Genomic DNA, 14,410 nt, shown 5'->3' with positions numbered 1-14,410 from the left:
ACAACCATGGCGACTGAGCGGGGCCAGGCGGGGCCGACGATCTCCGAGGTGGCGGCCGAGGCCGGGGTGGGCCGCGCCACGGCGGCCCGCACGCTCGGCGGCTACGGCTACGTCAGCCCCGAGCTGCGGGCCCGGGTGCTGGCCGCGGCCGAGAAGCTCGGCTACCGCGCCAACGCCCTGGCCCGCAGCATGTCCACCGGCGTGAGCCACACGCTCGGGGTGATCGTCGCCGACATCGGCAACCCGTTCTTCGCCGGGCTGCTGCGGGGTGTCTCCGACACCTCGCGGGCCCGCGGGTTCGACGTGATCGTGCTCAGCACGTACGAGAACCTCCAGGAGGAGGTCGCGGCCGCCAACGTGCTCATCGACAAGCGCGTGGACGGCTTCATCGTGGCCTCGGCCGCCCTCCAGCGCGGCCAGGTCGCCCACCTCAAGGCCGCGCTGGACCGCGGCATCCCGGTCGTCCTGGTCGACCGCGCGGTGACGGCGCTCGACCTCGACGCCGTCGTCATCGACAACCGCGACGCCGCCCGCGAGGCCGTCGAGATGCTGATCGCGGCGGGGCACCGGCGGATCGGGTTCGTGTGGGGGCCGCGGGTGAGCGAGCCGCCCGCGACCCGGCGCGAGCTGCTGGCGGCGGCCTCCCGCAACCTGTGGACCGACGGCGAGCGGCTGCGCGGCTACCTCGACGCGCTCGACGACGCGCACATCCCCTTCGACCCCGAGCTGGTCATGGTCGGGCCGAAGACGGAGGAGCGGGTGGTGCGCGAGGTCGGGCGCATGCTCGCGCTGCCCGACCGGGTCACCGCCGTCTTCTGCACCGAGACCGACGGCATGACCGGCTCGCTGCGCGCCCTGCGCGCCGCCGGGCTCTCCTACCCCGACGACGTCTCGCTCGTCGGCTTCGACGACAACGCGTGGGCCGCGGTCATGGAGCCGCCGCTCACCATGATCGCGCAGCCCGTGCACCAGCTCGGCGCCAAGGCGGCCGAGGTGCTGCTCGACATCCTCGGCGGGGCCGAGCCGGCCCGCGAGATGCACACGCTGCGCTCGCGCCTGATCCGCCGCGCCTCGGTCGCGCCGCCGCCGGGAACGCCGAGGGTCAGCGGGAGCTCCACCTGACCTCGTACGGCTTCAGCTCGTACTCCTTGCCGTCCACCTCCGCCGTGGCGGCCCCGTCCGTGGTGTTGACCAGCACCAGTTGCTCCGGCTGGGCCAGCACCCTGACCTTCGGGTCGGAGGAGGAGACGTCGTCCAGCTTCGCCCCGGCGGGGAACCACTTCACGAAGTTCTCGATGAGCCGCTGCGTGGCGGACGGCGCGCCGGTGCGCGGGTCCCACAGGCAGCCGTTGCAGGCGGTGTCCTTGGTCTGCGGGTTCCAGTAGAGCGCGGTGGCGGCGCCGCTGCGCGCGAACTCCATCATCGAGGCGGCCTGCACGGCCAGGCGCTTGCCCTCCGGCCATTTGGTGCCGTTCTCGGGCTGGAAGTACCACTCCGACCACCAGATCGGCATGTCGCCGGTCTTCTCGCGCAACCAGGTGGTGATCGCGCTGAACTTGCTCAGCGCGCCGAACTCGTCGGGCAGCAGCTCGTGGGCGTCGGTCGGGGAGGCGCCGTCCACGACGATGAAGTCGGCGCCCTTCTTGTGCTCGTTCCAGTAGTTGAACGCGTCGAGCACGTTCTGGTTGACCACGCCCCAGTCGCCGCGCAGCTCCGAGCGGCCGCTCCTGTTGCTGTCGAAGCCGAGGTACGGGCCGCCGACCTTGGCGTCGGGGCGGACCGCCTTCACCGCGTCGTACACCTTGTTGTACAGCTGCGTGTAGCCCTTGTAGTCGGCGGGCCTGCGGTGGTCCTTCCAGAAGCCCTTGAACTCGTTCCAGACCATGAAGTACTCGACGTCGCGGTAGCGCTCGGCGACCGTGGCGGCCAGCCTGGCGAAGTCGTCGAAGTGCTCGGGGTAGGGGGCGTCCTCCAGGTGCTCGGCCCAGCCCTCCCCGGAGGTCGGGCCCTCGGGGCCGCCCTTCATCCAGTCGGGGGCGCAGCAGAGGGTGATGACCTGGGTGCCGCCGGACGCCTTCATGAAGCCCGTGCGGCTGTCCAGGTCCTCCCAGAAGAACTCCTGGCGGCGCGGCTGCGGGTTGAGCGCGCCGAAGCCCATGATGTGCTGGTTCTGCAGCATGGGGGTCTGTGAGAGCGAGCCGGCGACGGTCTGCTCGAAGCGCGGGTTGATGTTGTTGGCGCTGGTGCCGGTGTGGGTGAAGCCCCAGCGCGGCCAGCCCGGGTCCACGGCGGGAGGCTTCGCCTCCACGGACGGCTGCGCGGGCGCGGTCGCCTGCGGCTTGGGCTGCCCGGCCTCCGGCTCCACGCCGTCGCCGGGGCCGCATCCGGCCACGATCATCGCCAGCGCCACCGCGGCGATCGCTCCTGCCGGCCGCCTCCACATCGTCTTCCCGCTGTCCGAAGCCACCTGGATCCACCCGTTTCTGATGATTCGTCGTTGTGAGCATCGCACGGCAGAGCCCGTGCGGGGATCCCGGATCTGCTCGGGCGCCGGCGGGCGGCTCATCCGCGCACCCGCAGGTCCGCGAAGAGCGCACGGTGGTCGGAGCCGGGAAGATCGTGGATCCGTACGGCGACCGCCCCCGCGCGGCCGTCGGTGAGCACGTGGTCGATGGCCACGAGCGGTGGGAACCGGCGCATCGGCCAGGTCGGCACGAGCCCCTGGCCGGTCGCCGCCGCGGCGTCGGTGTAGCCGGTGTCCAGCAGGCTCCGGAACACGGCGTGGTCCAGCGTCGCGTTGAAGTCGCCGGCCAGGATGCGCGGCGGCCCGGTGGCCGGCGCGGGCGGCAGCGTGGCCACCCCGGCGTGCCACTCGGGCACGGTCGAGGGCACCGGCGCGACCGGGTGCACGACGACCACCTCGACCGCCTGGCCGCCGGGCAGCGCCACCTCGGCCACCGGCATGTGGTGCCCGACCGGCTGGAACAGCCCGGTGCGCTCGCGCAGCGGGTAGCGGGCGTACAGGCCGCTGCCCACCGGCCCCCAGGTCGCCGGCTTGGCCACCTGGTAGGGCAGCAGGCTCTCCAGCCCGGCCGCCCGCAGCCGCTCCTGCTCGGCGAAGGTGAGCTCCTGGAGGCTCAGGACGTCCACGTCATGGTCGCGGACCAGGCGGACGATCGTCTCCGCGTCGCCGCGGCCGCCGTTGAGGTTGGCCGTCAGCAGCCGGAGCGGCCGCCCCTCCGCCGGCGCGGCGGACGCGACGGCGCGCGGCACGACGCACCAGGCCAGACAGACGCACACGGCCAGCATGACGGCGATCGCCGCCCTGCTCCGCAGGGCCACCGCGAGCCCCAGCGTCAGCAGCGCGGCGAGCGCGAAGTACGGCGTGAACGAGACCAGCGGCACCAGCAGCGCCCCGGTCTCCAGGCCGCCGAGCCGCACGGCCGTCCCCGCCGCGAACAGCACGGACACCGCCACGGCGATCCGCCCCACCCACCGCCGGCGGGGCCGGGACCGCGTGGTGGCCCCGCCCGCCACCTCTTGCGTTAACACAGCCACGCACTCTAGGCGGCCTTCATGAGATTTCCATGATGGGCGGGGCGGAGAGTGACGGGGTTTTTACGGCAGGCGGGCGGGAGGCGCGGGCGGGGCCGGGTCGTCGGCGGGGTCGCGGAAGGCGCAGGAGAAGACGTGCTCGCCGGAGCCGACGACGATCGGCCCGCCCCCGCCGCTCTCCCCGGCGTCCTCCGCGTCCTCCGGGAGGTGGACGGTCGCGGTCGTGTTCGGGGGGACGACCACGCGCAGCTCCAGGCGCCCGTCCGCGCGGGACCAGCCGGCCTCGGCCCGCCCGTACGGCGTGTCGAGCGTGGCCCGCGCCCGCGACAGCCCGCCGCCCGGCTGGGGCCGCACCAGAAGCTCCCGGTAACCGGGCGCGCCCGGGGCGAGACCGGCCACGGTGCGGTGCAGGAAGTCGGCGACCGCCCCCAGCGCGTAGTGGTTGAAGGAGGTCATCTCGCCCGGGTTGACCGAGCCGTCGGGCAGCAGGCTGTCCCACCGCTCCCAGATCGTGGTCGCCCCCATCGTCACCGGGTACAGCCACGACGGGCACTCCCGCTGGAGGAGCAGCCCGTACAGGCCGGCGTACGCGCCCGCCGAGGCCAGCGCGTCGCAGATCAGCGGCGTCCCGACGAACCCGGTGCCGATCCGGTGCCCGTCGGCGGCGACCAGCTCGGCCAGCCGCCGCCCGGCCCGCTCCCGCTGCCCGGCCCCGTCGAGCAGGTCCAGGCGGAGGGCGAGGGCGTAGGCGGTCTGGGTGTCGCAGGCGAGCCGGCCCGACGGGGTGACGAACTCGCGGCGGAAGGCCGCCCGCACCTCCTCGGCCAGCTTCCCGTAGCGGGCGGCGTCGCCGTCGTGCCCGAGCAGCGCGGCCGTGTCCGCGACCACCCGCGCCGACCAGGCGTGGTACGCCGTGGCCACCAGCGCGTGGTCCGTGCGCGCCCGTCCGGGGTCGTCCGGCGGCGCGGCCGGGTCGAGCCAGTCGCCGAACTGGAAGCCCTCGTCCCACAGGTGGTCCTCGCCGGCCAGCCCGGTCACCTGGTCCACCCAGGCCGTCATGCTCGCGTACTGGGTGCGCAGCACGCCGAGGTCGCCGGTGCGCTCGTACAGCGTCCACGGCACGAGCACGGCCGCGTCGCCCCAGGCGGCGGTGGGCTCGGGCGGGAACATCAGCGGCACCCACGGCACGTACGGCGGCACGGTGCCGTACTCGGCCTGCTCGGCGGCGAGGTCGGCGAGCCAGGAGGACAACGCCCCCGCGCAGTCGTAGAGGAAGGCGGCGGCCGGGGCGAAGACCTGGAGGTCACCGGTCCAGCCGAGCCGCTCGTCCCGCTGCGGGCAGTCGGTGGGCAGGTCGACGTAGTTGCCGCGCATGCTCCAGCGCACGTTCGCGTGCAGCCGGTCGAGCAGCGGGTCCGAGCTGTCGAAGTCGCCGATGGGCCGCAGGTCGGTGTGGCAGACGACGGCCACCACGTCACCCGGGTCCAGGTCGCCCGGCCAGCCGTCGAGCTGCGCGTAGCGGAAGCCGTGGGTGGTGAAGCGCGGCTCCCACTCCTCGCCGTCCGCGTCGCCGCGCAGCGTGTAGCGATCGAGGGCGGCGGCGTTGCGCAGCGGGCGCAGCGCGAGCGCGCCGTCCTCCAGCACCTCGGCGTGGCGCAGGGTGACGGTGTGCCCGGCCGGGCCCTGGACGCGGATGCGCAGCCGGCCGGCGATGTTCTGCCCGAAGTCGAGGATGGTCTCGCCGGACGGGCCGGTCAGGACCTCGGCCGGGGCCAGCGTCTCGGTGCGGCGCACGGGCGGGCCCGTGGGGGCCACCAGCAGCGCGGCGTCGTGGGGGAGCGCGTCGGCGGGCAGCCAGGCCGCGTCGTCGAAGCCGGGCCGCGACCAGCCGGCCGGCTCCAGGCGGGCGTCGTGGTGCTCGCCGTCGTACAGGCTCGCGGCGGTGACCGGACCGGGCGCGCAGCGCCAGGAGCCGTCGGTGACCACGGTCTCGGTGCCGCCGTCCGCGTAGGTGATCTCCAGTTGGGCGATGAGGGCGGTGCGGTCGCCGTAGAGGCCGGTCCTGCCCTCGCGGAAGCCGACGCGGCCCCGGTACCAGCCGTCGGCGAGGGTGGCGCCGATGGCGTTGGGGCCCTCCTGGAGCAGGGCGGTGACGTCGTGGGTGCGGTAGCGCAGGCGGTGGCCGTAGCTGCTCCAGCCGGGGGCGAGCACGTCGTCGCCGATCACCTGGCCGTTCAGCTCGGCCTCGTACAGGCCGTGCGCGGTGACGTACAGGCGGGCCCGCTCGACGGGGCCGCGCAGGGTGAACTCGCGGCGCAGCAGCAGCGCGGGGCCGTCGGGCGGGCCCAGGAGCTCCAGGGGCGGCGCGGCGGCCGAGGCCCGCCAGTCGGCCGGCTCCAGCAGCCCGGTCTCCACGTACGACCAGTCGCTCCACTCGCTGGCCGAGCCGTCCGCGCCGTGCACGCGCACCCGCGCGCCACGCCGCTCCCGCGAGCCGAGCGCCGGCCCCGGCCAGGGCACCAGCACCGACTCCACGGACTCGACGCGGCCGGTGGCGAAGCCGTCGCCGAGCTCGATCTCGTACGCTTCCTGGACCCAGTCCCGGAGGTCCGTGGTGACGGTCCAGGACAGGCGGGGCTCGGGCTCGCCGACGCCGAGCGGGTCACGGTGGTGTTCGAAGGATGGTGCGGAAACGTGCAGAGAGGTCATGTCATCCCTTGATGGCGCCGGCCGTCATGCCGGCGACGATCTTGCGGTTGAAGAAGACGAACAGCAGCAGCGGCGGAATCGTGATCAGCACGATGTCCATGAACAGCAGGTTCCATTGCGTGTTGTACTGGCTCTGGAAGTTGTAGAGGGTGACCTGCACGGTGGCGTTGTCGTCGCCGGGCAGCAGGTAGAGCGGGTTGACGAAGTCGTTGAAGATGTTGACCGAGCTGACCAGGATCACGGTGATCGTCACCGGCCGCAGCAGCGGGAAGATCACCCGGAAGAACAGCCGGAAGCCGGTGCAGCCGTCGATCTGGGCGGCCTCGTCCAGCTCGCGCGGGATCGCCGCGACGAACGCCCGGAACAGCAGCATGGCGAACGACAGGTGGAAGGCCACCTCGGCCAGGATCATCCCGGGCAGCGTCTTGAACAGCCCGAGCGCCTGCAGCAGCCAGATGGTCGGCACCACCGCGGGCGGGATGATCAGCCCGGACAGCACCAGGAAGTCGGCCGCCTTCGCGACCTTGCCCGGCCGGCGTTGCAGCACGAACGCGGCCATCGCCGCGAAGATCACCAGCAGGGTGACCGAGGCGACGGTGATGACGGTGCTGTTGACGTAGGCGCGCAGCAGCACGTAGTCGCGGGCCTCGACGACCGCCATGAAGTTCTCGACGACCGGCCAGCTCGTCGGCCAGGCGAAGTCGAGGTCGACGGCCTGCGTCTGGTCCTTGACCGCGGTCAGCAGCATGAGCGCGAAGGGGACCAGGAAGATCACGGTGGCCGCGACCAGCACGACCGCCTCCACGCCGAGCGAGCGGATGCCCTTTCTCACATCGCCACCTGCCTCTTGCCGAGGTAGTAGTTCAGCGGCACGGCGATGGCCGTGACGATGAGGAACAGCAGCACGTTCCCTGCCGTGGACAGGCCGAAGAAGCCGGCCTGGTACTGCTTGTAGATGATCGAGGCGATGGTGTCGCTGGTGAAGCCGGGCCCGCCGCGGGTCATCGTCCAGATCAGGTCGAACGAGCGCAGCCCGCCGATGAACGACAGGATGATCACCGAGTAGGTCGCCGGCCAGCTCAGCGGCAGCGTGATGTGCCGGAAGCGGTGCCAGGCGCTGCCGCCGTCCACGGCGACGGCCTGGTAGAACTCGGTCGGGATCGACATGATGCCGGCGATGTAGATGACGGTGGCGAGGCCCACGCCCTTCCACACGTCCACCAGCGCCACCGACAGCAGCGCGGTGCCCGCGTCGCCGAGCCAGTCGCGGCCGTCGATCCCGACCAGCGCCAGCGCCTGGTTCACCAGGCCGGTCTGCGGCTTGAGCAGCATGCTGAAGGTGATGCCGACCGCGACCGTGGACACCAGCGTCGGGAAGAACACCACCGAGCGCAGGAAGCCGCGCAGCCGCAGCTTCGAGGTGAGCAGCACGCCGAGCAGCAGCCCGAGCACCACCTTCAGCCCGCTGGTGAGCACCGCGTAGACGAGGGTGTTCTGGAAGCCGACGCGCAGGTTCTGCTCGGCGAGGAAGTCGCGGAAGTTGTCCAGGCCGACGAACTCGCTGTCGAACAGGGTCCAGCGGGTCAGCGCGAAGTAGAACGCCATCACCGTCGGCACCAGGAAGATCACCAGGAACACGACGGCGGCCGGCAGGTACAGCGCGTACGGGTACGCCGACCTGCGCCTGGCGGCCTGTCCCGTCACCACCCCGCGAGCCCCAACTGCTTGGCCTGCTTCTCGACGTCCTTGTCGTACTGGGCGGCGCCCTCCTCCGGCGGGGTCAGCCCCGAGCCGACGGCGACGGTGATCTGCTCCAGCGACGGGCCCTTCACCGGCGAGACGAACTCCAGGGCGGGCGCGGTGCGGCCCTCGTCCACGTACGTCTGGAGGTCCTTGGCCACCTGGATGGCGTCGTCGGGCAGCTTGGCGCCCTCGACCCGGTACGGCCCGGCCGGCTGGACGGCCTTGTTCATGGCCTCGGCGGCGGCCGGCGAGGCCACGTAGGCCAGGAACTTCTTGGCCGCGTCCAGCTTCTCGGTGGTCTTCGGGATGTAGACGCCGGCCGGCTCCCAGAGCGTGGCGCCGTTCTTGGCGGCGTCGGCGCCGGGGATGCCGAAGAAGCCGATGTCGGTGGCGGCGGCCGGGGTCGTGGCCACCAGCGGCGGGACCTGCGCGCTCAGCATCGGGTAGTGCGCGCCCTTGCCCTCCACCAGCAGCTTCATGCCCTGGTCGGCGGTGGCCGAGCCGAAGCCCTCCTGGAGGAGGCCCTTGGCGTGCACCTCGGCCAGGTGGTCGAAGCCCGCTCGGGCGGCCGGCGTGGTGGCGAACTTGGCCTTGTTGGCCGTGTAGTCCTGCGCGAAGCCCGGCGCGGCGGCCTGCACGTTGTAGTAGTCGCCGAGCACGAAGAGCTGCGAGGTCCAGGTGTCCTTGAACGTGGAGATCACCGGCGCGATCCCGGCGGCCTTGATCTTGTCGTTGTTGGCCATGAAGTCGGCCCAGGTCTTGGGCACCTCCAGGCCGAGCTTCTCGTAGACCTTGCGGTTGTAGAGGATGCCGCCGCCCATGGCGGTGCCGGCGGGCACGCCGTACGCCTTGCCGTCCTGGCTCACGACGGGCAGGAAGTCCTTCTGCACGTTGGCGAGCGCCGGGTCGCCGGTCAGGTCGACCAGGGTCTGGCCGGGGTTGAGCGCCTGGAGGAGCGAGCCGGAGTTGTACCAGAACACATCCGACATGTCGCCCGTGGAGAGCCGGGTCTTGACGATGTTGTCGCCCTCGCTGCCTCCGGGGCGGATCTCCGTCTCTATCTTGATCGTGGGGTTGGCCTGCATGAAGGCGTCCGTGAGCGCCTTGGCGGTGCTCACGGTGGCCTGGCTGTTGTCGACGAGGAACTTCAGTGTCACCGTGCCGCCGCCGGACGAGCCGGCGTCCGAGCCCGAGCCGCAGGAGGTCAGGGCCGCGATCGTGAGAACGGCCAGCGCCGCTCCCATGGTGCGGTGAGAGGTCTTCACAATGCCCCTCCGGGTCCGTTGAATCGTTTTAACAACCCCCGATGCGAGTTAACGTAGGCGTCATCCGCCGACACCGTCAAGGGCGAATTTGGGGAACGATCCCCAATCGTGATCCTGCGAGAAGCCGGTGGATCTGCACATCAGGACCAGGAAATGGGTAACGTTCCCCATGACCGGAGCGGAGGAGCTCGCATGGCAGAAACCGGTGGCCGCGGACGCCGGGTGACGATCGCCGACGTCGCCGACCACGCCCAGGTCTCCACCACCTCGGTGTCGAAGGTGCTGCGCAACGCCTACGGCGTCAGCCCCGCCACCCGCCTTCGCGTCCAGGCCGCCATCGACGAGCTCGGCTACCGGCCGCACAACGCGGCGCGGGCGATGCGCGGGCGCACGTTCACCATCGGCGTGCTGCTGCCGCACATCAGCAACCCGTTCTTCGCCGAGATCCTCGACGGGCTCACGGAGCAGCTCGGCGGCACCGACTACCAGGCGATCATCATCCAGGGCGGCCGGGACGACGCCTCCGAGCGCCGCGCCGTGGACGCCCTGGTCGACCGGCAGGTGGACGGCATGCTCATGGTCGCGCCGCTCAGCTCCAAGTCACGCCTGGAGGAGGTGGCCGCGGGCACGCCCACCGTCGTGCTCGGCCCGCACGAGCGCTCGACCGTCTACGACTCGGTGAACGACGACGACGAGGCGGGCGCCGAGCTCGTCGTCGAGCACCTGATCAGGCTCGGCCACCGCCGGGTCGCGCACATCGCCCAGCAGGACGCCGGCCGCGGCCGGCCGGCCACGACGCTGCACGTCATCAGGGAGCGCACCTACCGGCGGGTCATGACCGAGCACGGCCTGGCCGCCGAGATCGCCGTCGCCACGACCTCCTACACCGAGGACGGCGGCTACCGGGGCATGCGGGAGCTGCTGGCCCGCGACCCGCGGCCCACCGCCGTCTTCGCCGGCGCCGACCTCGCGGCCTTCGGCGCGCTCGCCGCGCTGCACGAGGCGGGCCTGGCCGTCCCCGCCGACGTCTCGCTCGCCGGCTACGACAACACCCGCTCGTCCGGGCTCGCGCACATCGCGCTCACCACCGTCGACCAGGACGGCGTCGTGATGGGCCGCACCGCGGGGCGGCTGCTGCTCGAACGCATCGAGGGCCGTACGTCGTCGGTGCGCTTCTCCGTCACGCCGACCCTGATCGTCCGCCGTACGACGGCGCCGCCCTCAGAATCGTCTCAGGTGAGCTGAGTACAACTGGGGCATGAGCCGAGCCGCCCCCGCCGCGAAGGTGCTGGTCGTCGACGACGAGCCGAACATCCGTGACCTGCTGTCCGAGGCGCTGGAGCTGAACGGCTTCGCCGTCAGGACCGCCGCCTGCGGCCGGCAGGCGCTGGAGGCGGTGGCGCGCGAGCGGCCCGACCTGCTCGTGCTCGACGTGATGCTGCCCGACCTGGACGGCTTCGCCGTGGCCAGGCGGCTGCGCGCGGCGGCGGACGGGCCGCTCGTGCTGTTCCTGACCGCCAAGGACGCCGTCCCCGACCGCATCGCCGGGCTGACCGCGGGCGGCGACGACTACGTCACCAAGCCGTTCAGCCTGGAGGAGGTGGTGCTGCGCATCCGGGCCATCCTGCGCCGCGCCCGCCCGCCGGAGGAGCAGGCAGGCGGCGGCGTGCTCCGCTACGCCGACCTGGAGCTCGACGAGGAGGCCCATCTCGTGCGGCGGGCCGGGCGGCAGATCCATCTCTCGCCCACCGAGTTCAGCCTGCTCCGCTACCTGATGATCAACGCCGAGCGGGTGGTGAGCAAGGCGCAGATCCTCGACCGGGTGTGGGAGTACTCCTTCGACGGCGACAGCCGCATCGTCGAGTCCTACATCAGCTACCTGCGCCGCAAGATCGACCGGGACGGCCCGCCGCTCATCCACACGCTGCGCGGCGTCGGCTACCGCCTCCAGGGGCCGGGGGAGGGGACCTCGTGAGAGCGGCGGACGCGCGGGGCGCCTGGCCGCTGCGGCACCGGCTGCTGGCCGCGCTGCTGGGGTTGTGCGCGGCCGGGCTGGCGGTGTTCGCGGCGGCCGGGGTGCTGCTGCTCGACCGGTCGCTGCTGTCGCGGGTGGACGCGCAGCTCGCCGAGACCGTACGGTCCTTCGCCTTCCGCCCGCCGCCGATGCCGCCGCCCGTGCCGCCGTCCGCCCGCCCCGGCGACGTGGAGCTGCCCACCCAGTTCAGGATCGCCTTCTACGCCCCCTCGGGGCTGCTGCTCCGCGAGCTGCCCGGCGGGGTCGCCGACCGGCCGGCCATCCCCGCCGGGCTGGTCGAACGGCCGCCGGCGGGCGCGGTCACCGTCGCGGGCCGGGACGGGACCGGCGACTGGCGGGTGCTGGTCAGGGCTCTGCCGGACGGCGGCCGGGTGACGGTGGCCATGTCGCTGGAGCCGAACCGGGCCACGGTGCGGCAGTTCCTCGTCATCGAGCTGGTCGCGGGCGTGCTGGTGCTGGCCCTGCTCGGCGCGGTCGCGCTGGCCGTCGTACGGCTCGGGCTGCGCCCGCTGACCAGGATGGAGCGGACCGCCGAGGCCATCGCCGCCGGGGAGATCGACCGCCGGGTCGGCGACACCGACCCGCGCACCGAGACCGGCCGGCTCGGCCGCGCGCTCAACACCATGCTCGAACGCCTGGCCAGCGCCCTGCGCGAGCGCGAGACTTCGGAAGGGCGGCTGCGCCGCTTCGTCGCCGACGCCTCCCACGAGCTGCGCACGCCGCTCACCTCGATCCGCGGCTTCGCCGAGCTCTACCAGCACGGCCAGGCCCCGCGCGACCCGGCCGTCGAGCGGCTGCTGCGCCGCATCGAGGGCGAGGCGGAGCGGATGGGCGTGCTGGTCGAGGACATGCTGCTGCTGGCCCGCCTGGACCGCGAGCCCGCGCTGGAGCCGGCCGCCGTGGACCTGCGCGTGCTGGCCGGTGACGTGGTGCACGCGGCGCAGGCGCGCGAGCGCGACCGGCCGATCCGGCTGGCCGTCTCCGACGAGCCGGTGTTCGTGCTCGGCGACGAGCACCGGCTGCACCAGGTCATCGCGAACCTGGTCGGCAACGCCATGACCCACACCGCCGCCGGCACGCCGGTCCTGGTGCGGGTCGAGCGGCGGGCCGCGACCGGGCCGCCGCCGGGGGTGGCGGGGGTCGAGAGGTGGAGCGCGGCCGGGCCGCCGCCGGGGGTGGCGCGGGTCGAGCAGTGGAGCGCGGCCGGGCCGCCGCCGCCGGGCGTGGCGCGCTCGGGTGACGGCCCGGCGCCGGACGTTGAGGCCGCGCTGGTGGAGGTGCGCGACGAGGGGCCGGGCATCGACCCCGAGCACCTGCCGTACGTCTTCGACCGGTTCTACCGCGCCGACCCCAGCCGCGCGCGGCACCACGGCGGCACCGGCCTCGGCCTCGCCATCGCCGCCGCGCTGGTGAGCGCCCACCACGGCCGGATCGAGGCCGGCGGCGCGCCGGACGGGGGGACGACGTTCCGCGTGCTGCTGCCGCTGCACCACCCCGACGACTGAGGGCTCCGGTCAGAGCCGGTGGGTGGCGTCGCTGCGGTAGTCCGTGTACGTGTACGGGTTGTCGAGGATCTTCGTCTCCGGGATGTCCGGGTTCATGCCCTGCCGCCACGCCTCCTCGCCCATCTCGGCCCGCAGGTAGGCGACGGTGTCCTCGACCTGGCGGCGGGCGGCGGCGAGGTCCACGCCGACCAGCTCGTGCTCGTGCTTGACCACCCGCCCGTTCACCAGGACGGTGTGCACGTCGCCGCGCTGCGCCTGGAACGCCACGTGCCCGAACGGGTTGAGCACCGGGAACGACACCGGCGAGCGGTCGTTCTTGACGAGCACGAGGTCGGCCTTCTTGCCGGGGGCCACCACGCCGAGGTCGTCGCGGCCGAGCGCGCGGGCGCCGCCCCTGGTGGCCCACTCCACGACCTGGTCGGCGCGCAGGCCCGCGTGCGTGACCGTCTCGCCCTTGGCGTGCGCCTCCAGGTGCTCGCGCGAGCGGTCGGCGCCGAGCGTGGCGCGCATGGCGGAGAACAGGTCGCCGCTCCACCACACGCTGGTGTCCATGGACAGCGAGACCGGGATGCCGTGCGCGCGCAGCGCCCACGTGGGCGGGTAGCCCTGGCCCGCGCTCTGCTCGCTCTCCGTCGAGACCGACACCGAGCCGCCGGTGGCCGCGATCCGGTGGTAGGAGTCGGCCGACAGCGAGGCGGCGTGCACGTAGATCGTCTCGGGGGTCATGAAGCCGTGCTCGTGCATGAGCTTGATGCCGTCGTCGCTGGTCGCGCCCCATACGCCGGCGTGGGTGCTGACCGGGACGCCGAGCTCGCGGGCCACCTCGAAGGCGGCCTTCTCCGGGAAGGCCGGGTCGCCCAGCACGTCGAAGGCGAGCTGGAAGCCCAGCAGGTCGTCGCCGGTGATCCGGCGGCGGACGAAGTCGCGGAACTCGGGCGCGGCGGTCCACTCGGCGGGCGGCTGCTGGATGTTGCCGTAGGCGAGCACGTAGCGTCCCGGCACGGACCGCAGCGCGTCCACGGCGGCGTCGGCGTGCTCCACCGTGCGCAGCCCGTGCGACCAGTCGACGACGGTGGTGACGCCGGCGTCCAGCGCCTCGATCGCGGCCAGCACGTTGCCCGCGTGCACGTCCTGCGGCCGGAACAGCTTGCCGTGCTCCAGGTAGAACCAGACGAAGTACTGGGTGAGCGTCCAGTCGGCGCCGTAGCCGCGCAGCGCGGTCTGCCACATGTGCCGGTGGGTGTCGATCATGCCGGGCAGCACGATGCCGCCGGTGGCGTCGATGACCAGGGCGTCGTCCGGCGCGCTCAGGCCGGGGCCGACCTCGGCGATCCGGTCGCCGGTCACCAGGACGTCGGTGTCCTCCAGCACCGTGCGGACGCCCTCCATGGGCAGCACGGTGCCGCCGCGCAGCAGTACGGGCCGTCCGGCCCCGGCTTCGTTCCGCTCGCTCATCCTGGGCTCCTAGCTCTTCCGAACGGTTGTCCGCTACACGGTCATGCTGTTCGCCGTAACTCTACGAGCGGCCGTTCGGCTGTCAAGGCCTATGCCGCGTCGGCCCGAATGTGCCAGAATCCCGCTTACGGACAAGTGTCCGC

At 72.9% G+C, this 14,410-nt stretch carries 11 protein-coding genes; 4 read left to right on the top strand and 7 right to left on the bottom strand.

Annotation, left to right across the window (positions count from 1 at the left end):
* Positions 1 to 6 precede the first annotated feature (6 nt).
* Positions 7 to 1,122, top strand: a complete 1,116-nt coding sequence (locus ACBR40_RS16350) for a LacI family DNA-binding transcriptional regulator (protein WP_344204508.1) — start codon at positions 7 to 9, stop codon at positions 1,120 to 1,122.
* Here the strand turns inward: ACBR40_RS16350 and ACBR40_RS16345 are convergent.
* The 6 genes from ACBR40_RS16345 to ACBR40_RS16320 all read right to left on the bottom strand — a co-directional run bounded on the left by ACBR40_RS16345 (position 1,103) and on the right by ACBR40_RS16320 (position 9,272).
* Entirely contained in the window at positions 1,103 to 2,467 is a 1,365-nt protein-coding gene (locus tag ACBR40_RS16345) for a xylan 1,4-beta-xylosidase (protein ID WP_371249256.1), read from the bottom strand. The genes ACBR40_RS16350 and ACBR40_RS16345 overlap by 20 nt on opposite strands.
* Positions 2,468 to 2,562: 95 nt before the next feature.
* Entirely contained in the window at positions 2,563 to 3,552 is a 990-nt protein-coding gene (locus ACBR40_RS16340; RefSeq protein WP_371249255.1) for an endonuclease/exonuclease/phosphatase family protein, read from the bottom strand.
* Between the two features lie 66 nt (positions 3,553 to 3,618).
* Positions 3,619 to 6,264 (bottom strand): family 78 glycoside hydrolase catalytic domain, encoded by a 2,646-nt coding sequence (locus ACBR40_RS16335; protein ID WP_371249254.1) that lies wholly within the window; start codon positions 6,262 to 6,264, stop codon positions 3,619 to 3,621.
* A gap of 1 nt (position 6,265) precedes the next feature.
* The gene (locus ACBR40_RS16330) at positions 6,266 to 7,096 is read right to left on the bottom strand and encodes a carbohydrate ABC transporter permease (protein WP_364458806.1); all 831 of its coding nucleotides are present in this window, start codon (positions 7,094 to 7,096) and stop codon (positions 6,266 to 6,268) included.
* Positions 7,093 to 7,971, bottom strand: coding sequence for a sugar ABC transporter permease (locus ACBR40_RS16325; protein WP_344204496.1), 879 nt, complete (start codon positions 7,969 to 7,971; stop codon positions 7,093 to 7,095). The genes ACBR40_RS16330 and ACBR40_RS16325 overlap by 4 nt, the downstream gene beginning before the upstream one ends.
* Positions 7,965 to 9,272: an ABC transporter substrate-binding protein gene (locus ACBR40_RS16320; protein ID WP_371249253.1), complete on the bottom strand. Its 1,308-nt coding sequence runs from the start codon at positions 9,270 to 9,272 to the stop codon at positions 7,965 to 7,967. The genes ACBR40_RS16325 and ACBR40_RS16320 overlap by 7 nt, the downstream gene beginning before the upstream one ends.
* Before the next feature lie 192 nt (positions 9,273 to 9,464).
* Here ACBR40_RS16320 and ACBR40_RS16315 point away from each other — a divergent pair, with 192 nt between their 5' ends.
* From ACBR40_RS16315 to ACBR40_RS16305, 3 genes are read left to right on the top strand one after another with little or no spacing between them, the layout of a single operon-like run.
* Positions 9,465 to 10,517, top strand: a complete 1,053-nt coding sequence (locus ACBR40_RS16315) for a LacI family DNA-binding transcriptional regulator (RefSeq protein WP_371249252.1) — start codon at positions 9,465 to 9,467, stop codon at positions 10,515 to 10,517.
* 13 nt (positions 10,518 to 10,530) lie between these two features.
* Positions 10,531 to 11,247 carry a response regulator transcription factor gene (locus tag ACBR40_RS16310; RefSeq protein ID WP_371249251.1) on the top strand — a complete coding sequence of 239 codons (717 nt, stop codon included), beginning with the start codon at positions 10,531 to 10,533 and terminating at the stop codon, positions 11,245 to 11,247.
* Entirely contained in the window at positions 11,244 to 12,812 is a 1,569-nt protein-coding gene (locus tag ACBR40_RS16305) for a sensor histidine kinase (protein WP_371249249.1), read from the top strand. The genes ACBR40_RS16310 and ACBR40_RS16305 overlap by 4 nt, the downstream gene beginning before the upstream one ends.
* Before the next feature lie 9 nt (positions 12,813 to 12,821).
* Here ACBR40_RS16305 and ACBR40_RS16300 read toward each other — a convergent pair whose 3' ends face one another.
* Positions 12,822 to 14,267, bottom strand: a complete 1,446-nt coding sequence (locus tag ACBR40_RS16300) for an amidohydrolase family protein (protein WP_371249248.1) — start codon at positions 14,265 to 14,267, stop codon at positions 12,822 to 12,824.
* Between the last annotated feature and the right edge of the window lie 143 nt (positions 14,268 to 14,410).

This window comes from Nonomuraea sp. AD125B (genome assembly GCF_041402765.1).
Classification (GTDB): Bacteria; Actinomycetota; Actinomycetes; order Streptosporangiales; family Streptosporangiaceae; genus Nonomuraea; species Nonomuraea bangladeshensis.
Note: the sequence above shows the minus strand (reverse complement) of the source record. Positions and strands in the feature narration are given on the sequence as shown.